The organism is Azohydromonas australica DSM 1124, from assembly GCF_000430725.1.
Classification (GTDB): domain Bacteria; phylum Pseudomonadota; class Gammaproteobacteria; order Burkholderiales; family Burkholderiaceae_C; genus Azohydromonas; species Azohydromonas australica.
In genome coordinates this window covers 236,974-256,871 of the sequence record NZ_KE387208.1, presented here as the reverse complement: position 1 = coordinate 256,871, position 19,898 = coordinate 236,974, and the positions used below count along the sequence as shown (strand labels likewise).

22 protein-coding genes are annotated in these 19,898 nt (G+C 71.4%); 8 read left to right on the top strand and 14 right to left on the bottom strand.

Annotation, left to right across the window (positions count from 1 at the left end; genetic code table 11):
• Window positions 1-203 precede the first annotated feature (203 nt).
• On the top strand, window positions 204-638 hold the full coding sequence (locus H537_RS0130195; RefSeq protein WP_029000862.1) for a hypothetical protein: 435 nt from the start codon (window positions 204-206) through the stop codon (window positions 636-638).
• Window positions 639-672: 34 nt separating this feature from the next.
• Here the strand turns inward: H537_RS0130195 and ada are convergent, their stop codons facing one another.
• Together ada and H537_RS0130185 are read right to left on the bottom strand one after the other, a co-directional pair.
• A complete protein-coding gene (gene ada, locus H537_RS46335) occupies window positions 673-1,797 on the bottom strand; it encodes a bifunctional DNA-binding transcriptional regulator/O6-methylguanine-DNA methyltransferase Ada (protein ID WP_051243630.1) in 1,125 nt (374 codons plus the stop codon).
• Between the two features lie 144 nt (window positions 1,798-1,941).
• Window positions 1,942-2,262, bottom strand: coding sequence for an H-NS histone family protein (locus H537_RS0130185; RefSeq protein WP_029000861.1), 321 nt, complete (start codon window positions 2,260-2,262; stop codon window positions 1,942-1,944).
• Window positions 2,263-2,938: 676 nt separating this feature from the next.
• On the opposite strand from H537_RS0130185, the gene H537_RS0130180 reads away from it, so the two are divergent.
• Window positions 2,939-3,172 (top strand): hypothetical protein, encoded by a 234-nt coding sequence (locus tag H537_RS0130180; protein WP_043460622.1) that lies wholly within the window; start codon window positions 2,939-2,941, stop codon window positions 3,170-3,172.
• A gap of 15 nt (window positions 3,173-3,187) precedes the next feature.
• On the opposite strand, the gene H537_RS46330 is transcribed toward H537_RS0130180, so the two are convergent.
• The 5 genes from H537_RS46330 to H537_RS0130155 form a co-directional block, all read right to left on the bottom strand.
• Window positions 3,188-4,201 carry a trypsin-like serine peptidase gene (locus H537_RS46330; RefSeq protein ID WP_051243627.1) on the bottom strand — a complete coding sequence of 338 codons (1,014 nt, stop codon included), beginning with the start codon at window positions 4,199-4,201 and terminating at the stop codon, window positions 3,188-3,190.
• Between the two features lie 116 nt (window positions 4,202-4,317).
• The gene (locus H537_RS49855) at window positions 4,318-5,856 is read right to left on the bottom strand and encodes a hybrid sensor histidine kinase/response regulator (protein WP_029000859.1); all 1,539 of its coding nucleotides are present in this window, start codon (window positions 5,854-5,856) and stop codon (window positions 4,318-4,320) included.
• A gap of 214 nt (window positions 5,857-6,070) precedes the next feature.
• A complete protein-coding gene (locus H537_RS0130165; protein ID WP_029000858.1) occupies window positions 6,071-6,778 on the bottom strand; it encodes an SDR family NAD(P)-dependent oxidoreductase in 708 nt (235 codons plus the stop codon).
• Window positions 6,775-7,686: a phenylalanine 4-monooxygenase gene (gene phhA / locus H537_RS0130160; protein ID WP_375136342.1), complete on the bottom strand. Its 912-nt coding sequence runs from the start codon at window positions 7,684-7,686 to the stop codon at window positions 6,775-6,777. Before phhA ends, H537_RS0130165 begins: the two co-directional genes overlap by 4 nt.
• 11 nt (window positions 7,687-7,697) lie before the next feature.
• Window positions 7,698-8,006: a 4a-hydroxytetrahydrobiopterin dehydratase gene (locus H537_RS0130155; RefSeq protein WP_029000856.1), complete on the bottom strand. Its 309-nt coding sequence runs from the start codon at window positions 8,004-8,006 to the stop codon at window positions 7,698-7,700.
• A 170-nt stretch (window positions 8,007-8,176) separates the two neighbouring features.
• On the opposite strand from H537_RS0130155, the gene H537_RS0130150 reads away from it, so the two are divergent.
• On the top strand, window positions 8,177-8,659 hold the full coding sequence (locus H537_RS0130150; RefSeq protein ID WP_029000855.1) for an Lrp/AsnC family transcriptional regulator: 483 nt from the start codon (window positions 8,177-8,179) through the stop codon (window positions 8,657-8,659).
• 28 nt (window positions 8,660-8,687) lie between these two features.
• Here the strand turns inward: H537_RS0130150 and H537_RS0130145 are convergent, their stop codons facing one another.
• Both H537_RS0130145 and H537_RS0130140 read right to left on the bottom strand, forming a co-directional pair.
• Window positions 8,688-9,557 carry a CAP domain-containing protein gene (locus H537_RS0130145; protein ID WP_029000854.1) on the bottom strand — a complete coding sequence of 290 codons (870 nt, stop codon included), beginning with the start codon at window positions 9,555-9,557 and terminating at the stop codon, window positions 8,688-8,690.
• A complete protein-coding gene (locus H537_RS0130140; protein WP_029000853.1) occupies window positions 9,558-10,490 on the bottom strand; it encodes an NYN domain-containing protein in 933 nt (310 codons plus the stop codon).
• A gap of 233 nt (window positions 10,491-10,723) precedes the next feature.
• On the opposite strand from H537_RS0130140, the gene H537_RS0130135 reads away from it, so the two are divergent.
• The 3 genes from H537_RS0130135 (at window position 10,724) to H537_RS0130125 (ending at window position 14,055) form a co-directional block, all read left to right on the top strand.
• Window positions 10,724-11,848 (top strand): zinc-dependent alcohol dehydrogenase family protein, encoded by a 1,125-nt coding sequence (locus tag H537_RS0130135; RefSeq protein ID WP_029000852.1) that lies wholly within the window; start codon window positions 10,724-10,726, stop codon window positions 11,846-11,848.
• 121 nt (window positions 11,849-11,969) lie between these two features.
• On the top strand, window positions 11,970-12,971 hold the full coding sequence (locus tag H537_RS0130130; RefSeq protein ID WP_029000851.1) for a tyrosine-type recombinase/integrase: 1,002 nt from the start codon (window positions 11,970-11,972) through the stop codon (window positions 12,969-12,971).
• Between the two features lie 46 nt (window positions 12,972-13,017).
• Window positions 13,018-14,055, top strand: a complete 1,038-nt coding sequence (locus H537_RS0130125) for a hypothetical protein (protein WP_029000850.1) — start codon at window positions 13,018-13,020, stop codon at window positions 14,053-14,055.
• A 93-nt stretch (window positions 14,056-14,148) separates the two neighbouring features.
• Here the strand turns inward: H537_RS0130125 and H537_RS0130120 are convergent, their stop codons facing one another.
• Both H537_RS0130120 and H537_RS0130115 read right to left on the bottom strand, forming a co-directional pair.
• Entirely contained in the window at window positions 14,149-14,403 is a 255-nt protein-coding gene (locus H537_RS0130120; protein ID WP_051243621.1) for a DUF378 domain-containing protein, read from the bottom strand.
• A gap of 314 nt (window positions 14,404-14,717) precedes the next feature.
• Complete coding sequence (locus H537_RS0130115; protein ID WP_029000848.1) at window positions 14,718-15,209, bottom strand: flavodoxin family protein; 492 nt, start codon at window positions 15,207-15,209, stop codon at window positions 14,718-14,720.
• 119 nt (window positions 15,210-15,328) lie between these two features.
• Between H537_RS0130115 and H537_RS0130110 the strand changes: the two genes are divergently transcribed.
• The gene (locus tag H537_RS0130110) at window positions 15,329-15,673 is read left to right on the top strand and encodes a thioredoxin family protein (RefSeq protein WP_029000847.1); all 345 of its coding nucleotides are present in this window, start codon (window positions 15,329-15,331) and stop codon (window positions 15,671-15,673) included.
• Between the two features lie 21 nt (window positions 15,674-15,694).
• Here H537_RS0130110 and H537_RS0130105 read toward each other — a convergent pair whose 3' ends face one another.
• Window positions 15,695-16,069, bottom strand: coding sequence for a hypothetical protein (locus H537_RS0130105; protein ID WP_029000846.1), 375 nt, complete (start codon window positions 16,067-16,069; stop codon window positions 15,695-15,697).
• Between the two features lie 121 nt (window positions 16,070-16,190).
• On the opposite strand from H537_RS0130105, the gene H537_RS0130100 reads away from it, so the two are divergent.
• Complete coding sequence (locus tag H537_RS0130100) at window positions 16,191-17,189, top strand: tyrosine-type recombinase/integrase (RefSeq protein WP_029000845.1); 999 nt, start codon at window positions 16,191-16,193, stop codon at window positions 17,187-17,189.
• Between the two features lie 59 nt (window positions 17,190-17,248).
• On the opposite strand, the gene H537_RS0130095 is transcribed toward H537_RS0130100, so the two are convergent.
• Both H537_RS0130095 and H537_RS0130090 read right to left on the bottom strand, forming a co-directional pair.
• Entirely contained in the window at window positions 17,249-18,304 is a 1,056-nt protein-coding gene (locus tag H537_RS0130095; protein ID WP_043460618.1) for an Ldh family oxidoreductase, read from the bottom strand.
• 51 nt (window positions 18,305-18,355) lie between these two features.
• Window positions 18,356-19,891 (bottom strand): UxaA family hydrolase, encoded by a 1,536-nt coding sequence (locus H537_RS0130090; protein ID WP_043460616.1) that lies wholly within the window; start codon window positions 19,889-19,891, stop codon window positions 18,356-18,358.
• Window positions 19,892-19,898: the final 7 nt, after the last annotated feature.

The following is a 19,898-nucleotide window of genomic DNA, read 5'->3' as shown; positions in this document are numbered from 1 at the left end:
CCAGCAACGCCGGCCTTGGCCTGCAACACAACCCCGCCGGCCACTGCAAGCTGCCCGCAGCGGCCACTTGGGGTTTGTGCGGATGCAGCATGTGGCGCTCCCGGGTTCCTGGCACGCCCGGCAGCTGTCGTGATGCGCGGCCCGCACAGGGGCCGAAGTCCCCCGTTAGCCCCAGGCACGGCAACCATGGCGACAATCGACGCATGGTTGCAAAGCCTCTTCTCGCGGCCGGCGCCCTGCTGCTGGCCTTCGCCGTCTCCGCGCACGCCGCGGCCGAATCCGACAAGCTGCGCTGCGTCGCAGCGCTCAAGCTGCATTCCAACGACCTGGCGCAGCAGGTGAAGGAGGGCGACGCGGCGCGCCGCTCCGAACTGCTGCAGGTGCTGCGCCAGGGCGGCGCCTTCATTGGCGAGGCGTACCTGCAGCATGCGCTGGGCAACGAGGACGAAGCCAAGGCGGAGCTGGCGCAGGCCGAGGCCAGCGTGCGCGCCCTGCCGGCGCCGCAGGCCCAGGCGCTGCGCAGCCAGTGCGGTGCCCGCGCCAACACCATGATCGAGAGCGCCCCGGGCTGGCAGCGCATGGTGATCGACCGCTTCGCCCAGGCGCGCATGGACAAGCTGCTGCGCCAGCCGCAATGACCTGATCGATCCGGCACCCCAGGCGCCGCCCGGCTCAGGCCGGCGCGGGGCTCGACGCCGGAGCGCCGGTGCCCTCCTCCAGCGGCGCGGCCGACTCGCACGCCAGCAGCGCGCGCTTGCGCTCCACGCCCCAGCGGTAGCCCGAGAGGCTGCCGTCCCGGCGCACGATGCGGTGGCACGGAACGGCCACCGCCAGCACGTTGGCCGCACAGGCGCCGGCCACGGCCCGCACCGCGGCGCTGGCGCCGATGCGCGCCGCGAGCTCGGCATAGCTCAGCGTCTGCCCGGGAGGAATCTGCTGCAGCGCCTGCCACACGCGCTGCTGGAAGGCGGTGCCGCGGATGTCCAGCGGCAGCGCCACCGGCTGCCGCGGGTCGTCCACCAGCCCGATCACGCGCGCCATCAGCGCCTCAAAGTCCGGATCGCCGCCGTGCAGCGCCGCCAGCGGGAAGCGGTCCTGCAGCTCGCGCACCAGCGCCTCGGGATCGTCGCCCAGCGAGATCGCGCACACGCCGCGCTCGCTGCAGGCCACCAGGATTGCCCCGAGCGCGCACTGCCCCACGGCAAAGCGGACTTGCGCCCCGGCGCCGCCCGCCCGGTAGCGGCCGGGCGCCATGCCCAGCACCGCGTCGGACTGGGCGTAGAAGCGCCCGCTGGAACTGAAGCCGGCGCCGTACAGCGCCTGCGTCACGCTGTCCTCGGCCTGCAGACCGGCCTGCACGCGGCGCGTGCGCACAGCTTGCGCGTAGGCGCGCGGTGTCAGGCCCGTGGCGGCCTTGAACACGCGGCGCAGTTGCGCGGCGCCGAGGCCGGCCTCGCGCGCCAGCGCCTCCAGCGGCGGCGGCGTCTCGCTGGTCTCGATGCGCCGGCACAGCGCCGCCACGGCCTGGGCGCGCCGCTCCGCCGCGCCGGGGCCGTCCGGATCGCAGCGCCTGCAGGCGCGAAAGCCCGCCGCGCGCGCCGTTTCGGCGTCGTCGAAGAACAGCACGTTGTCCAGCCGGGCGTGCCGCGACGGACAGTCGGGCCGGCAGTAGATGCCGGTGCTGCGCACGGCGTAGATGAAGGAAGCCTGGGCATCGCGCGCCTGCACGGCGGCCCAGCGGGGGTCGGCGCCGCGGGCGCTGGCAGGGACGGCATGGGAGAGGTCGGCGCTGTTCATGGCGGGTGGGGGTCCGGAAATCACTGCGGTGGCGCGACTGTAGGTGCGTGCACCGCGACCGGCACTCCGGAAACGAACATCAAATCCAGCCGCGCCGCCAGCCGCACCCCAGGCGTCTCGGGCCGCGCGTCGACGGCGGGAAACTCAGCCCGGACCGGCGCCCTGCTGCTGCAGCGCCTGCTGCTCCTGCTGGTATTCCGGCTTGAGTTCCACCACGCGGTAGCCCTCCTTGAGCAGCGCCTTGCGCAGCCATTCCGGATGCTCGCCGTCGCCGTTCCAGGTTTCTCCGGTAAGGGGATGGCGGTATTTCACATAGCCCAGCGGCGGCGAATTTCGCGGCAGCACCGGGACCACTTTCGGATCGCCGAGCTCGTCCGGACCGATGTTCCAGAACTCCATCAGTTGCCGAATCTGGTGCAGCGCGATGCGCCGCGCCTTGCTTGCGTTGTCGAGGTCGTCGGTCATCGATCGGCAGGATTGAAGCCAAGCCCGGTGGAGGCACCCTGTACAACGACAGGAGCAAGCGGCTCGCCTTGTAGGACAATATTACAGTTTCACGAAAATCAGGTGGTATTCAAGTATTGAACTTTTTGTTCGAAAAACCACGCCTGACTTCCCTAACGGGATGCTGGCGGTGTTTGCACCCCGGCCAAGCAGCAGTGTGAAACGCAAGCAAGCGAAAAACGCGCCAGTGGCAAGGTCGCTTTTCACGGGGACCGGGTCAGCCGCCTGTAACTGATACCATTTTTGCGACGGTCCGCATTCGGCGGTCCAGGCCTCATGGCCCGCGCCCGACCGTCGCGGGCCGGCGCCACGGTCCACTGCTCGGTCGCTTCCACCGGTGAAGTCGCTGCCCGCGCGGCGCGAACACCGGTCCCGGCTCCCGGTCGGTGCGGCCGGGCCCTGTTTTGACCACCCTCGCAGCATCCCGCGTGACCAAGGCCCTGCGGCCGTGGCCCGCGGGTGCCGGTTTATTGGATGACTTTCACAGAAACCTTCGCCACCGAGAATTTTCAGGGCCCGCGGCCCGAATGCCGGCGTGCGTTCGCTGCTGCCCCTTGCAGCCCGCGCGCTTTTCCAATCCACCGCAATGGGAGCGTGAACCCATGGCCCAGGAAGAACTGATCAGCAGGACCCCACGATGAAACCCCAAGACCAGCAGCCGCCCTCCACCGTCATCCAGGACGACGGTCTTCGCTACAAGCGCAAGGCCGCCGGCTCGCCCTTCAGCTCCGGCGGCAGCACCGGCATGCACCAGACCACCATGTCGTGCTTCAAGTGCGGCACGCACCGCCCGCGCGCCGAGCTCACCACCAAGCGCCTGCTGGGCAAGAACCAGCTCGTGTGCGCCGAGGGTTGCAACAAGGCGCGCTGAGCGCGTGCCGTCGCCTCAGGGCGCGTTCTTCCAGGTGGTGAGGTTGTCAGCCACCGCCCGGTTGATGCGCGTGGCGCTGTTGTTGCCGCCTTCGGCGGCATAGGTGTGGATGCCCACCGCGCAGGTGCCGAAGCACTTGGCCCGGCTGGCACCGCGGTCGGCCTCGATCACGGGCGAGCCGCTCTCGCCGCTGGCGGTGTCGAGCTGGTAGCGCAGCTTGCGCGGCTCGCTGATGGCGATGCCGCCGCTGGCTCCCCACAGCGACTTCGGCGGCGACTTGTCCCCGGCGTAGCCCATCAGCAGCACCGGCAGGCCCACCAGCGAATCCGGCGTCGCGTAGTAGCCGAGCCAGCCGGTGGTCCTGCCGATCTCGCAGTTGAGCTTCACGGCGCCGTAGTCGAAGTCTTCGCTGCCGTTGTCGAAGCTGCTCTGGACCCAGCGGGCCACGGCGAACAGCCGCCGTGCGCCGCAGGAGCCGAAGGGCGCCGCGCCAGCGTTGTAGGCCGGATAGAAGCGCACGTGGGTGCTCCAGTCACCGTCGTAGACGCAGTGTCCGGCCGTCGCCACCGTGTCCTTGCTGATGAGGAAGCCTGTGCAGCTGTAGCTGCTGCTGCCCTGGGTGTAGGTCAACAGCCCGATGGCGCGGTACGGAAAGCCCGACTCGCGCGGGTACACCCTGAAGCGCCGGTCCGCACCCACCACGCTCTCCGGCCGCACGTCCGTCCCGCGCCGCGCATAGGGCGGCACTTTCGGGGGGTAGCGGCGGTTGAAGGCTTCCAGCTCGGCGCCGCCGAGCTTCATGGCGGGCCGCTCCGCCGCAGCATCCGGCGCCATGCCCGCACGCAGCGCGCCCGCGAAGGCCTCACCCGCGCCAGCGGCCAGCGCCGACGCGACTGGTGCGATTGGCGCGCTGCCGTCGCTGGTGAGCGTCACGTGGTCGCCGCCCTGCGCATGCACCACGCCACCGCCCAGCGCCGCCACGGCGCAGCCCAGCCGCCAGGCAGCCTTGAAAACCCTCGCTCGATCCATGAACCCGTCTCCCCGTCACGGGCTCCGCCTCCGGAGCTCCATGGCCTACGGAGCAGGTTGCGCGCCCATCAGGTCCGGGAGAGCGCCGGCAGCTGGCCAGCCAAGGGCGCGGCAGCTCAGCCCGCGTCCAGCTCCAGCGTGGCGACCGTGCCGCCCCCGCTGCGCGCATCAATGCCCAGGCTGCCGCCCATGGCTTCGGCCAAGCGGCGCGAGATCACCAGGCCCAGCCCGGTGCCGGGGATGGCCGAGCGCTCGCGCCCGGCGCGCGCGAAGGGCTGGAACACCTGCTGCAGCTGCTCGGCCGTCATGCCGATGCCGTTGTCGCTGAACTCGATACGCACCCGCCCAAGCTCGCAGTGCGCCGTCACGCGCAGCTCGCCGCCCGGGCGGTTGTACTTGATGGCGTTGCTCGCCAGGTTGGAGAGGATCTGGTGCAGCCGCGTCTCGTCGGCGACCACAGCCAGCTGCGCCGGCACCTCGCCCACCAGCTCGACCTGCTGTGCCTGCGCCTGCGGCATGAGCAGCGACAGCGCGTGCCGCACGCAGCGCGCCAGCGGCACCGAGGCCAGTGCCAGCTGCAGCTGCCCCTCGTGCGCGCGCTGCAGCACCAGCAGGTCGTCCACCATCGCCAGCAGGTGGCGGCCCGCGGACTCGATGTGGCCCAGGTACTCGCCCGCCTGCGGGCTGGAGCCGTCCGCGGGCATCAGCCGCTGCAGCTGCGTGAAGCCCAGCACCGCGTTGAGCGGCGTGCGCATCTCGTGGCTCACGCGCGACAGCAGCTGCGCCTGCGCCTGCTGCTGCGCTTGGCGCCGCTCCAGTGCCCGGCGCTGCTCCTCCAGCTCGGCGCTGCGGCGCTGCGCGTCCTTCTGCGCGCTGAGGTCCTGCACCTGGTAGAGCAGGCGCGGCATGGCGTCGTGCGGCTCCAGCAGCGACACGCTGACCTGCGTCCACAGCTCCCCGCCGTCGCTGCGCAGGTAGCGCTGCTCGAACTGCACGCTGCGGCTGCCGCCCTCGCGCAGCGCCTGCAGCTGCTGCGCCTGCATCGCGACGTCCTCGGGATGCAGCAGCGCCGCGTGCTGGCGGCCCTGCAGCTGCGCCGCCTCCAGCCCCAGCAGCCGCGCCAGCGTGGCATTGGCCTGCAGAACGTCGCCCTGCAGCGACACCAGCGCCATGCCCAGCGGCGCATCGTCGAAGACGTGGCGCCAGCGCTGCTCGCTGTCCAGCAGCCGCCGCTCCATCTGCGCCCGAGCCAGCGCCACCTCGATGCTCGCGCGCAGCTCATCGGACTGGAACGGCTTGCTGAGGTAGCCGTAGGGCGTGGCGCCCACGGCCTGCGTCACCGTGCCGACGTCGGTGTGCGAGGTCAGGAAGATGACCGGCTGCGACGAGCCCGCGCGCCGCAGCTGCTCGGCCGCCTGCACGCCGTTGACCGGACCGCGGATGTTGATGTCCATCAGCACCAGGTCCGGCCGGTGATCCAGCACCAGCGACAGGGCCAACGCGGCGCTGTCGGCCGGACCGACCACCCGGTAGCCCATGTCCTCCAGCTGCAGCTGCAGGTCGAGCGCGATGACCGCGTCGTCCTCGACGATCAGGATGGCGGGCGAGGACGCGTGGGCCGACAGGCGGCTTTGTAGGAGGGGGCTGTATTCCATGGTGGGGGCACTGCATCCCTGGCCGCGCGCCGGCCGGCGCCGCGGGGCAGGAATGCGGAAACGGTAACATTCTGAAGCAACAATTTGCTGCCCGTGTCATCCCACTTGCACACAGGCCCGTCCAGACCTGAGCCAGATCAAGCTCCGTCGCCGTTTTCCACACCTTTGCAATCCGCCTGCGGGCTCCGGGCAGCGCCGCGCGGGGTTCAGCCCGTCACGACAGTCCCGTCACCGGGATGGACGCGCCGTGGATCGCCCTCGCGCCTGCGGAAGCCAGGAAGTGAATGACCTGCGCCAAGTCGGCCGGCGCCACCCACGACGCCGGGTCGGCCTCGGGCATGGCCTGCCGGTTCTCCGGGGTGTCGATGATGGAAGGCAGCACGCAGTTGACGTTGATGCCCCGCGTGCGCAGCTCCGCGGCCATCGCTTCGGTCAGCCGGGCCACCACGGCCTTGGACGCGGTGTAGGCGCCCATCTGCGCAACGCCCTTCTGCGCGCTGAACGCCCCCACGTTGACGACCTTGCCACCGCCGCGCGCCAGCATGTGCGGCACCACCGCCCGCACGGCGTGCAGCACGCTCCGGGCATTGAGGTCGAACAGCGCGTCCCAGGTGCCGTCGCTGGTCTCGTGCACCGCCTCGCCCATGCGGAAGCCGCCGGCCAGGTTGCACAGCACGTCGATGCGTCCGAAGCGCTCCAGGGCGGCGCGGCCCAGGCCGTTCACCGCGTCCTGGTCCAGCAGGTCGACGCCCGCCAGCATCCGCGATTCGCCGTCGGCGCCGAAGACCGCAGTCAGCGCGTCGCGGGAGCGGTCCACCAGCACCAGCCGGTCGCCGCCGTCCGAGAACACCCGCGCCACGGCCCGGCCCAGGTTGCCCGCGGCGCCCGTGACCACCACCACCCGTTGTTGCTCCTGGCTCATTTCAGCGCTCCCTTGAGACGGCCGGCGTGGTACGCACCCGTGCCCCGATGAATGACCTGATCGCCGGGCAGCACCTCGCCCGGCCGGTACGCCGGGCCGCCATCGTCCACGCGCTCGTACAGCGGCGCGAAGTCGATGCGCGAAAGCTCCAGCAGCTGCTCCAGGTCGTCGATGACGAAGTAGCTCTCCTGAAAGTCGTCGATGCGGTAGTGCGTGCGCATCACGCGCTCCAGGTCGAAGCGGATCCGGTTGGGCGATGGGCTCTCCAGCGAGAACACGCTCTCGGTGCTGGAGGAGGCGATGCCCGCGCCGTAGATGCGCAGCCCTTCCTTTTGCCGCAGCAGGCCGAACTCCACCGTGTACCAGTACACCCGCGCCAGCTGCGTCAGGCGACCCAGGCGCTGCGCGCGCAGGCCGCCCTCGCCGTAGGCCTGGATGTAGTCGGCGATGACCGGGTTCATCAGCATCGGCACGTGGCCGAAGACGTCGTGGAAGACGTCAGGCTCCTCCAGGTAGTCCAGCTCGTGCGGCTTGCGGATGAAGTGGCCCGAGGGGAAACGCCGGTGGGCCAGGTGCTCGAAGAAGACGTCGTCCGGCACCAGGCCCGGCACCGCCACCACCTGCCAGCCGGTGCGCTTCATCAGCACCTCCGACAGGCGGCGGAAGTCGGGAATCTCGTCCGGCCCGATCGGCAGCTCGCGCATGCCCTGCACGAACTCGTCGCAGGCCCGCCCGGGCAGCAGCTTCGACTGGCGCTCGAACAGCGTCTTCCACACGCCGTGTTCCTGCGCGGTGTAGCGCTCCCAGCCCTGGTCGATGGTCCAGTCCGGGCGCTCGGGCTTGCCGGACTCGCCGGCCGCCAGGCCGTGCTTGGTGTTCAGCGCCTGCAGTTGGGCTTGCATGTCCATGCCTCCCATGCTCAAGACCGTGCCTGGAAGGCCGTGAAAGCCAGGTCGATGACGCGTGCCAGCTCGACGTCGTTGGTCGACAGCCCGGGTGCGTCGTGCGTCGTGAGCGTGATGGCCACGCGATCGTAGACGTTGAACCACTCCGGATGGTGGTTGCGCTTCTCGGCTTGCAGCGCCACCTGGGTCATGAAGCCGAAGGCCTGCGCGAAGCCGGCAAAGCGGAATTCGCGGGTAATCGTGCCGCCGCGCTCCGCGCTGAAGCGCCAGCCGGGCAGTTCATCGCCCAGGGCGCGGGTCTCCTTGTCGTCGAGCTTTCTCATGCGCTTGTCTCCTTGATGAAGCCGCGGTCCGGACCGGGTCCGGCTGACCGGGTGGCGGCTTCGGTTTGCGTTGGGTCAAGGCAGGACTGTAGGGACGACGGTGCGCACGATTTCTGCGAATTTCAGCCTCGACGCAGTGCAGTACGCATGATTCCTGCAAAACTAGCCTCATGGACGAACCAACGAAGCTCGATACGCTGGACCGGCGCATCCTGAAGGCGCTGCAGGGCAACGGCCGCATGACCTACGACGACCTGGCCGAGCAGGTCGGCCTGTCGCCGTCGGCCGTGCTGCGGCGGGTCAAGCGGCTGGAGGAATCGGGCGTGATCAGCGGCTACGTCGCGCTGGTGCGCCCGGAGCGCATCGGCCTGGGGCTCACGGCCTACATCAACGTGCGCATGGAAAAGCAGAGCGGCAGCGACAAGCGCAGTCCCATGGACGTGTTCGCCGCCGCGGTGCAGACCTGGCCGGAGGTGGCGGAGTGCGCGTCGCTCACCGGCGAGATGGATTACCTGCTGCGCGTGGTCGTGGCCGACATGGCGGACTACTCGCGCTTCGTGATGGAGACGCTGCTGCGCCACCCCAGCGTGCAGGACTGCCGCACCACCTTCGTGCTCAACAAGGTGAAGTCCACCACCGCCGTGCCGGTGTGAGCGCGGGGCCGCGGGGCCCGCAGCAGGCTCAGCGCCGCCGGCCCAGTACCTGCGTCCAGTAGATGGCGCCGTCGCTGCCCGGATTGAGCGCGTAGGCAGCGCCCATGTCGGCGAAGCCGCGGTCCATCAGGTTGCGGCAGTGGCCGGGGCTGTCCAGCCAGCCCTGCACCACCTGCCGCGCCGACCCGGCACCGAAGGTGATGTTCTCGCCGATGCTTTGCCAGTCGTAGCCCGCGCGCTGCGCCCGCTCGTTCACCTGTGCGCCCTCAGGACTGCGGTGCGCGAAGTAATTGCGCCGCGCCATGTCCGCGCTGTGCGCCTGCGCCGCGGCGCCCAGGGTGTCGCTCCAGCGCAGCGGCGGGGCGGCGCCGAAGGCCTGCGGGCCGCAGCGCTGCGGACGCGAGCGCGCCTCGTTGGCCAGCTTCAGCACCTGCAGTCCGGCCTCGCGCCAGTCACCCAGGTCGGGCGCCAGCAGCGGCTGCGCCAGCACGATGCGCCAGCGCCGGCCCTCCTCGCGCACGCCCACCGCGCTGAACGCCGGCTGCGCCAGCGCCTCGCACGCGGCCGGGTCGCGCCGCAGCAGTTCCAGGGCTTCGTCAGCGTCGCGCGCGCCGCTCACGTTGAACAGCTGCACCCGCGCGCTCACGAAGCTCAGGGCCGCCACCGAGCGCTGCAGCGCCGCCGCGCTGTCGCCTTCGGCACGGGCCAGCTCCGGACGCGGCACCAGCGGCGGCGCCGCCGGCAGCGTGCGCCCGCCGCAGCGTTGCGGCCCGGCACGCAGCGCATTGATCCGGTCGACCACCTCCTCCGCCGGCGCGGCCCACGCCGGCGCGGCGCCGGCCAGCAGCGCCACCGCGGCGGCGAGGGCCGCGGCACGGGCGCGCAGGCCGGTATGCAATCAGGCCTCACTGGAGGTCGGCTGCGGGTGCGCGATGCGCACCTCGTGGTCGTGCTCGCCGCGCCGGGTGTCGATAACGTCGCCCATCGATTCAAGCAAGTCCGAAAAATTGTCGAAACCGAAATTCGATTCGTGGAAGGTCGGGTCCATGCGCTGGATGAAAGGCCGGAGTCCGGCCTTTTGGACCCAGGCGTCGCCTCGGCGTTCCGACATCAGCATGATGGCGCGGCACACCAGGCCGGCCATTTCCTGGCGGCGCCTTTCGGCCTCGGCAGCACGGTCCAGCAGCAAGCGCAATTCCTCGCCTTGCGCCGTTTCTCCGGTGCCCGGGTTTTCGACGCCGCCCGCGGGTTCGGCAATTTGGGGTGTCCCGGTCGTGGCCATGTAGCCGGGCGCCAGCGGCACCTGGGATTCGGGCGCCTTCACCGACAGCAGCGACTCGTAATACTTGAATTCGTGGCAGCTGCGCGCCCAGTGCTGGTTGGTGCTGACGCGGCTGCCGATGCCCACCAGCGTGCGGCCGGCGGCCTTCACCTTGTAGGCCAGCGGCATGTAGTCGCTGTCGCCGCCCACGACGATGACGGTGCGCACGTGCGGGAAGCGCGCCATGTCGTCCATCACGTCCAGGCACAGCTTGATGTCCGCGCCGTTCTTGGCATTGGCGCCAGGAGAAAAGACCTGGATCAGCTCCACCGCGTTGCGCAGCAGCGCGAAGCGGTAACGCGTGAACGAAACCCAGTTGGCAAAGGCGCGGTTGATCGCCACCGGTCCCAGCGACAACGCAAATTCGACGATGGCGGAAACGTCGATCAATTCTTCCTGCGGCCGGAAGCAGGTGGCGCGGTAAGTACCGTGGCCCTGCTGCTGGTCCAGCAAGCTGGCATGAACATTTTCGAAATCCCAGTAAAGAGCGACGGCGTCGTTATTGGCCATGATGAGAACCAGTTTCTTATAAGAAGTCCCGCACGCTTCCTCTGCCGGGCCCGGGTGCCGGATGGTCGTCGAGGGACGCGTCCGGATGATGTCAGATCTTTTGCTGCCTCCGTCCGCTTGCGTGCCTTGGCTTGGGTTCGCGCAAATTTGTCAAGCGGGCTGGGGCCGATGGTCCCGCGGACACGGGGGCCTAGACTGGACCGATCCTTCAACCCGTCCCGGAGTTCCTGCCCATGAAGATTCGCGCCGCCGTGCTGACCCGGATCGGAGCGCCCGCGCCCTACGTGCAATCGCAGCCGCTGGCGCTGCGCGAGGTGGAGCTGGAACCGCCCGGCCCGGGCGAGCTGCTGGTGCGGGTGCGCGCGGCGGGGCTGTGCCATTCGGACCTGTCGGTGGTCAATGGCGACCGCCCGCGCCCGGTGCCGATGGTGCTGGGCCACGAGTCGGCCGGCGAGGTGGTGGAGTGCGGTCCCGGCGTGACGGACCTGCGCCCGGGCGACCGCGTGGTGATGGTGTTCATGCCCAGCTGCGGGTGCTGCCTGCCCTGCGCCGAAGGGCGCCCGGCCCTGTGCGAGCCCGGCGCGGCAGCCAACGGCGCGGGCGCGCTGCTGTCGGGCGCACGGCGGCTGCGCATGGACGGCGAGCCGGTGCACCACCACCTGGGCGTGTCCTGCTTCGCGGACCACGCGGTGGTGTCGCGGCGCTCGTGCATCAAGGTCGAGGCCGACATCAGCTTCGCGGAAGCGGCGCTGTTCGGCTGCGCGGTGCTCACCGGCGTGGGAGCGGTGTTCAACACCGCGCGGCTGGCCGCCGGCAGCAGCACGGCGGTGCTGGGGCTGGGCGGCGTGGGTTTCAGCGCGCTGCTGGCGGCGGTGGCCGCGGGCGCACGCGAGGTGGTGGCCGTCGACCTGCACGAGGACAAGCTCGCGCTGGCCCGCGAGCTGGGCGCCACCTTCACCGTCAACGCGGCCGATCCCGACGCGGCCGAGAAGGTGCGCGCGCACACGCAGGGCGGCGTGGAGGTGGCTTTCGAGATGGCCGGCGCGGTGCCGGCGCTGGAGCTGGCCTGGCGCATCACGCGCCGCGGCGGCAGCACCATCAGCGCCGGGCTGCCGCACCCGGACCGCCGCCTGTCGCTGCCGCCGGTGCAGCTGGTGGCCGAGGAGCGCAGCCTGCGCGGCAGCTACATCGGCTCCGCGGTGCCGGTGCGCGACATCCCGCGCTACATCGCGCTCTACCAGCAGGGCAAGCTGCCGGTGAACCGGCTCATGGGCGAGCAGCTGCCGCTGCAGGACATCCACGTCGCCCTGGACCGCATGGCGGCCGGGCATGCGATGCGGGACGTGCTGATTCCCTGAGCACCGACGGCCTGTGGCCGGCCGCCGGCCACAGGCTCCCAAGGGCCCGAGCGCCTAATTTCCCGCTACGAAATCCGCTGCAGGGCTGTAATTCCGTCCAGCCTTGTTGTATGTTGCAGGGGTGAACGCCGACACCTCTTCCGATTCCCTGCGTCCCACCGATGCCGAGCGCTGGCAAGCCGACCCGGTGGGCACGAGCCTTCCCAAGCTGTCGCCGCGCTCGCGGCAGCTCTACACCACCTACTGGCTGGCCTGGCGCCGCTTTCTGGCAGGGCGCGAGGTGCCGGTGGAGCGGGCCTCGCCGATCGAGGCGGTGGCCTTCCTCGCCGGCGAGCGCCTGAACCCGACCACGCAGGCGCGCTACCGCCGCGTGCTGGGCCAGGTGCACGCTGGCGGCGTGATCTGCGGCGCCCTGCCGCCCGGCAATCCCTTCGAGGAGCTGGGCAACGAGGTGCCGCGGCGCGAGCAGCCGCGCTCGGTGGCCTTCACGCCGCCGGAGCGGCGGCTGCTGCTGCAGCGGCTGGCGAGCTGGCACCCGCTGGACGTGCAGCCGCAGCGCGACCGGCTGCTGATCTCGCTGCTCCTGGACGAAGGTTTTACGTTGTCCGAGACGGCGGCGGCCCGCGTCGAGCACCTGAGCCGCGGCGATGACGGCGTCTGGTCGCTGGAAATCGGCGGCCCCCGGCGCAGCCAGTGGCGCACGCTGCAGCTCGGCGAGACCACGGCCGACGCGCTGGCGGCGTGGCTGCCGCGCCTGCCCAAGCCCGAGACACCGCTGATCCCGGCCCTGCCGCAGATGCGCGTGCCGCTGAGCCGCCAGCCCTCCTTCCGCGCTGTGCAAGCCTTCCTGAACCATGCGCTGCAGGACGGCGTGCTGCGCCGCCTGCCGGGCGACACCGGCCCGGCGGCGCTGCGCAACAGCGCCATCGTGGCCTGGCTCAGCGAGGGCGTGCCGCACGCCGAGGTGCTGCGCCGCGCCGGGCTGCAGCGGCTGGACGCGCTGGACCGCCTGGCGCCCATGCTCGACGACCGCACCCGCGACGCCCTCTTCACCAGCCATCGCGCCCAGGAGGCCGCCGGCGTGCCGCACGCACCGGTGGTACCGGCGGGCGGCGGCGCCTGATGCGGGCGTTCCGTGGCGGGCGGCGGCTGCCGCGCGGGAGGGCCACATGAACGCCAACCTGCTGAACCCCGGCTGGCTGCACAGCGTGCTGCGCGCGCGGGGCCTGCCACTGCTGCCGGTGGAGCGGCTGCGCGAGGCCGTCGCGCAGCTGCGCCCGGAGCAGGCCACCGCGCTGCGGCAGGCCTGCATGGCGCTGCAGGCGGGCACGGACAGCATGGCGCAGATGAGCCAGCTGGCCGACTTCGTGCGCCTCAGCCGTCCCGAGCACGGCGACGCGCTGCGGACGGCCGGGCTGTCGGACGACGTGGGCGACCTGCTCGCGGCGCTGGAGGTGCTGGGCGCCCAGGCGCTGTTCGATGCGCTGCGTGCCCTGCCCGAAGCGATGGCCGTCGAGACGCTGCGGACGCACCTGCAGCCGGTCGCCGAGCGGGCGGCGGCGGCGGCGCCCGACCCTGCTCGCGGCCCGGGCGACGGCTGGCCCGAGTCCGACCTCGACTTCGACGATGACGGAACGCCGCCGCCGTGGACACCGGCCGACGAGGATGGTTTCTCGTCGCCGCCCTATGCCGAGGCCACGCCCGCACGCACGGCGTCGGCGCACTCGACGGCCGCCGCTGCGCCGGCCGCCGCGCGCGTGCTGCCGCGCGGCCACCATGTGTACGGCGCCAAGGCCGCGCTGCGGGTGGAAGAGGACCGCTGGCGCACCGACGACCCGGTGCGCTGCCACACCTTGCGCCTGGAAGTGGCGCCCGTGCTGGGCGAGCGCCGCTACGACTGGGAGCACAAGATCGCGCTGCAGCTCACGGCGCGCGAGCTGCCCAGCTTCGCGGCCGTGATGCTCAACCTGCTGCCTCAGATTCAGGCGCAAGGCCACGGCGTGCTCAACGACAAGTGGTTCGAGTGCCGGCGCCAGGCCGGCTCGGTGCTGGTGCGCGTCGGACAAGGCCGCCGCGGCTGCGCCATCCCCGTGGCTGCCGGCGACCTCTACGAGCTCACGCTGCTGGCACTGGACGCTTTGAAGGCCAACGCGCCGCAGTCCGACACGGCACAGGTGATGGCGGCGCTGCAGTCGCTGGCCGGTTGAGGCGTCGGCCGGCCCAACGACAAAGGGGCCGCGGATGCGGCCCCTGTGGTTGCAGATTCTGGCGAGCGTGGTGAAACGCTGCGCCGAGCCTGCCTAGGTGTGGTGCCGGGCGATGCGCGAGACGGTCGCGATGCCGTACAGCGCGGCCAGGCCCACCAGGGTGTAGACGATGCGTGACAGCGTCGTCATCTCGCCGAACAGCGTGGCCACGAGGTCAAAGTTGAACAGGCCCACCAGGCCCCAGTTCAGGCCGCCGACGATCATCAGCACGAGGGCGATTACGTCCAGCGTCCGGCTGCCCCGGTGCGCGACGTCCGAAGACGGCAGATCTCCATGCGTAATGGCCATGAGAAAGCTCCTGCAAGAGAGGGTGACGATGAGTGCCCTGGTGCAGCGAACGTGCCCGATCTCGAAACATTGATTCAATTCGGCGTCAATGCCCGCCCGCCGGTTCAGGGGAGAACCGGGCAGCCTGACCGGCCGGGAACAGCACGGCAGCCCTATGGATGGCCTGCTCCCGCTGCCGGTTTGTCTTGCAGAAAGGCGCGCTTGCGATCGGCAATAAATTCGAACATTCGCCGCGACGTCCAGGACAAACGCCTGCAGTTTTCAGCCGTACCGGGTAGAGAGGGCCATAGCGGTGGGCAGGACGGCGGTGTTGTCTAGAACACACCCAGCGCCAGCCCGGCGCCCATCGCCGCGCCCAGCTCGCGGCAGGCCTCCAGCTCGGCCGGCATCAGTTGCTTCGGCGCCTGGATGGCCTGCGGCGTCTGGGCATGGGTGCAGACGACCAGCGGCGGCGCCACCGCCTTGAGCCGCCAGCCGGTGGCGATGCGCTCGATCTGCCGCGCCGCGCCCTGCCCGTCGCTGCCGGCGCACACCAGCGTGGCGTAGGGCCGGCCCTGCAGCCGCTCCAGCAGCGGGTAGTAGCAGCGGTCGAACAGGTCCTTCAGCAGCCCGGCCATGGCGCCGAGCATCTCCGGGCCGGCGAAGACATAGCCGTCGGCGCCCAGCAGGTCGTCCGGGCCGGCCTGCGGCGCCTGCAGCAGCCGCACCTGCACGCCTTCCTCGCCGCCAGCGCCTTCGGCCGCGGCTTCAGCCATTTGCCGCGCACCGCCGGTGAAGGAAACGTAGACGACCAGCAATGTCTTCATGGACGGATGCCTCGGGACGGCAAGGAGGAGCGGGAGCCGACGCCAAGGTGCAGCCGGCCCCGTCGGCGCGGGCGGCTACGCTTGGGGTCCACAGGAACATCGCTTGCACGCGCTTGACCATGACTTTCAATCCCCGTTACGCAGCCGTCGAACCCACCCGCGCCGAGGTCGATGCGTTGCCCGGCGCCACGGTGCTGGAGTTTGGCGCGACGTGGTGTGGCATCTGCAAGGCCGCCACGCCCGACATCGCGCAGGCGCTGGATGCCCAGCCCGAGCTGCGGCACCTGCGCGTGGAGGACGGCCCAGGCAAGCCATTGGGGCGCTCCTACAAGGTGAAGCTGTGGCCCACGCTGGTGCTGCTGCAGGACGGGCAGGAGATCGCCCGGCTGGTGCGCCCGCAGGGGGTGGAGCCGATCCGGCAGGCGCTGCAGCAATTCAAGTCGCCGGCCGGCGGAACCGCTTGAGCCGGCGCCCGCCGGGCGCCGTCACTCTTCTTCCCGCAGGAACTCGGCCCTGAAGGCCTCGCAGAAGTCGGCATTGCCGGCCAGCGTGAGCGTCAGCGTGTGGCGCAGCGTCTCGCTGCCCAGGCTCTCGCGCTCGAAGCGGCGCGCGCCGGGCAGGTAGCGCACGCGCTGCTGCATGCTGCTCTCGCTGGTGGCCTGCAGGTCCACGTCCCACGTGAAGCCCTCGTCGATCGGGCCCGGGCCGTCGGGGAAGCTGGCGTAGGCCCAGTCCAGCACCTGCGCGATCTCTGCCTCCAGCGCCGGCAGCAAGCGCGGCGGCACCGCGGCCATCGCGTCGAAGCCGCCGCTGGCGTCGTCGGCCTCGCTGAAGTCGAAAGTCAGGTAGTGCAGGTCCATGGCGTCGGGCGCAAGTGCTGGGGTCGCGCAGTCTGCCATCGGTAGGGCGGCCAAGGGCCAGCGCCGGGAGGCTCTTCGGCGCTGCCTAGAATCCGCCCGAATTGCCTTTGGTTAGTTCCGAATGAACCTGGACCTGTTCGAGACCGACACGCCCGACAGCGCGAGCCCGCTGGCGTACCAGCGCGCACTCGACGACTGGCTGCTGGCCAGCCACGAAGCCGGCCGCGTGCGGCGCCGCTCCTCGGCCTCGGTGTACGAGGCCATGTGGTCCGCGCTGGCGCAGTGGTGCGTGGCGCGCGGCATCGCGCTGGACGACATCACGGCTGCCGACCTGGAGGCCTACATCGCCTCGCGCGGCGGCTTCGACGAGCTCAGCTCGCGCTACGCGCTGCGGCTGCTGCGGCTGGTGGAGCGGGTGATGGAGCACCGGCGCCTGGCGCACGGCAAGCCCGCGAACCACGCCGCCACGGAGCTGATAGCCTCGCGCGCCGACGTGCGCTTCGCCGGCTCGCACGGGCGCGACCCGCTGCCCGATGTGCTCACGGCCGCGGAGGCGCGCCAGCTGGTGAGCTTCCTGGCCGACAGCCGCCCGCGCCCGGGCGCGGCCGGCGACTGGCAGGACCTGCGCAACCGCGCCTCGGTGGCGCTGATGCTGGGCGCGGGCCTCACGCCCGGCGACGTGCGCGCGCTCACGCTGGAGGGCGTGGTGAGCGAGGGCGCCCGCGTGCCCGGCCTGCCCTGGAAGCTGCGCCTGCCCGGCAACGGCAACTCGCCCGCGCGCGAGACGCCCATGGCCTCGTGGGCGGCGCGACTGCTGGCCTCGTGGCTGCAGGTGCGGCAGCAGCAGCGCATCCCGGGGCCGATGTGCTTTCCCTCGACGAAATCCAGCGGCAAGCCCTGGGGCAAGGTCGCGCAGTACACGGCCGCGCGCGGCGTGCTGCTGGCCGCGGGCATCGAGGACGTGGAAGGCGGCAGCTACCGGCTACGCCACACCTTCGCGCTGCGCCAGCTGCGCAAGGGCAAGCCGGTGGCGGAAGTCGCGCGCTGGCTGGGCCTGAGCGACCCGGCCATGATGGACCGCTACAAGCGCATCCTGATCGCGCCGGTGGAAGTGGCTTAAGGGTCGCGCGGGAAGCGGAGGGCGAGCCGGCCGCCCCTCCCCGCCCTGTCACGGCGCCGTCACCCCGGCGCCCGCACGCCCAGCCGCTCGCTCCACTCCCGCATCTGCCCCACCAGCCCCGGCTCCAGCGGGATGCCGGACAGCTCGCGCTCGGCCTGCCGCTGCAGCTCCGGGTCGCCCGGCATGCGCGGCGCGCCCGGCTCGGCGGCCAGCGTCTGCGCCATCAGCGCCACCGTGGCCGCCAGCGTGGCGCCGCCGGCGAAGCGCGCCGGGTCCAGCACCAGGAAGAAGGCACCCAGCTCGCGCGGGCGGTGCAGGTCCGCGTACATCGGCGGGATGTGCGGCCCCCACGGGTTGCCGTTGAGCGGGCCGCACAGCAGCTCGATCACCAGCGCCAGCGCGTAGCCCTTGTGCCCGTAGTCGCTGCCGCCCAGCGGCAGCAGCGCGCCCGCGGCGTCGGCGTCAGTGGTGGGGTGGCCTTGCGCGTCCACCGCCACCCCTTCGGGCAGGCCGCGGCCCTCGCGGCGCGCGTTCATGACGCGGTTCCAGGGAATGGAGGTCGTCGCCATGTCCAGGCACACCGGCTCGCCGTCGGCGCGCGGGAAGGCCATGGCGATCGGGTTGGTGCCCAGGAACGGCCGGTGCCCGCCGTGCGGCGCGGCAATGCTGTCCGCATGCGTGAAGGCGATGCCGATCAGCCCTTCCTTCGCCGCCGCGCGCACGTACAGGCCGATGGCGCCGCAGTGCGAGCTGTCGCTCACGCCCACGGCGCCCACGCCCGCCTCGCGCGCCAGCCGCATCGCCAGCCGGTTGGCGTGTTCCGCCACCACGATGCCCAGCCCCCGGTCGCCATGGACCTGCGCCGTGCACGGCCCGGTGAGGTCGTCGCGGATGGCGGGCCGCGCCTTCACCGAGCCGGCCTGCAGCCGGTTCAGGTAATGCGGCAGCCGCGCGATGCCGTGCGAGTCCACGCCCCACAGGCTGGTCTGCACCAGCGCGTCGGCCACGCAGCGGGCGTCGGCTTCGGGCACGTCCATGGCCTGCAGGCAGGCGCGGCCCCACGTGCGCAGCGTTTCGGCGGGGCAGTGGATGAGATCAGGTGCGTCGTCGCTCATGAAGTCCTTTCGGGTTGACGATGGCTCAGGTCGGGAACGGGCGCGCCCGCCCTACATCACCGCCCCCAGCGACCAGGGCACGAACTCGTGCTGCCCGTAGCCGTGCCCTTCGCTCTTGGTCTTCTGCCCCGAGGCGGTCGCCAGCATCTGCCTGAAGATGGCCTCGCCCACCTCGTCCACCGTGGCCTCGCCGTCCACGATGCCGCCGCAGTTCAGGTCGATGTCGTCGCGCTGGCGGTTCCACAGCGCAGTGTTGGTAGAGAACTTCAGGCTCGGCGCCGGCGCGCAGCCGTAGGCCGAGCCGCGGCCGGTGGTGAAGCAGATCAGGTTCGCCCCGCCGGCCACCTGGCCCGTGGCGGACACCGGGTCGTAGCCCGGCGTGTCCATGTAGAGCAGGCCGCGCGCGGTGGCGGGCTGCGCGTACTCCAGCACGTCCACCAGTGCCGTGGTGCCGCTCTTGGCGATGGCGCCCAGCGACTTCTCCAGGATGGTCGTCAGCCCGCCCGCCTTGTTGCCGGCGCTGGGGTTGTTGTCCATCTGCATGTCGTTGCGCGCGGTGTAGCGCTCCCACCAGCGCACGCGCTCGATCAGCCGCCCCGCCACCTCCGGGCTCACCGCCCGGCGCGTGAGCAGGTGCTCGCCGCCGTAGATCTCGGGCGTCTCCGACAGGATCGCGCTGCCGCCATGCGTCACCAGCCGGTCCACTGCCGCGCCCAGCGCCGGGTTGGCGCTGATGCCCGAGTAGCCGTCCGATCCGCCGCACTGCAGCCCCACCGTCAGGTGGCTCGCCGGCACCGGCTGGCGCCGCGCGCGGTTGGCCTCCGGCAGCAGGCTTTCCACCAGCGCCACGCCGTGCGCCACGCTCTGCGCCGTACCGCCGCTGTCCTGGATGTTGAAGACGTGAAGCTTCGTGGACGCCTCCAGCCCCTCCTGCGCCATCAGCCCGGCAATCTGGTTCGTCTCGCAGCCCAGACCGATCACCAGCAGCGCTGCGAAGTTGGGGTGCCGCGCATAGCCGCCCAGCGTGCGGCGCAGCAGCTTCAGCGCCTCGCCCTCGCTGTCGGTGGCGCAGCCCAGGCCGTGCGTGAGCGCGACCACGCCGTCCACGTTCGGGAAGGCCGCCAGCGGCTGCGCGTCCGCCGGCAGGCGCGGATGGCCCTTGAAGTGGTCCGCGATCGCGCGCGCCACCGTGGCCGAGCAGTTCACCGAGCTGAGGATGCCGATGTAGTTGCGCGTGGCCACCCGACCGTCGGCGCGCACGATGCCCTCGAAGGTGGCGGGCGGCGTGACGTAGGCCGTGGGCCGCGCGTCCACGCCCACCTCCAGCGCCCGCTCGAAGTCGCTGAAAGCCAGGTTGTGCACGTGCACGTGCTGGCCGGCCGCGATGTCGCGCGTGGCGTTGCCGATGACCTGGTTGTAGCGGCGCACCGGTTGCCCGGCGGCGATGTCGCGCACCGCCACCTTGTGCCCCGGCGGCACCAGGCCCTGCACGGTGAAGCCCAGGCCCGCGATGCGCGTGCCGGAGACGAGCTGCTGCCGCGCGATGACCACGTCGTCGGCGGGATGGATGCGGATCACGGGCTCCATGGCCGGT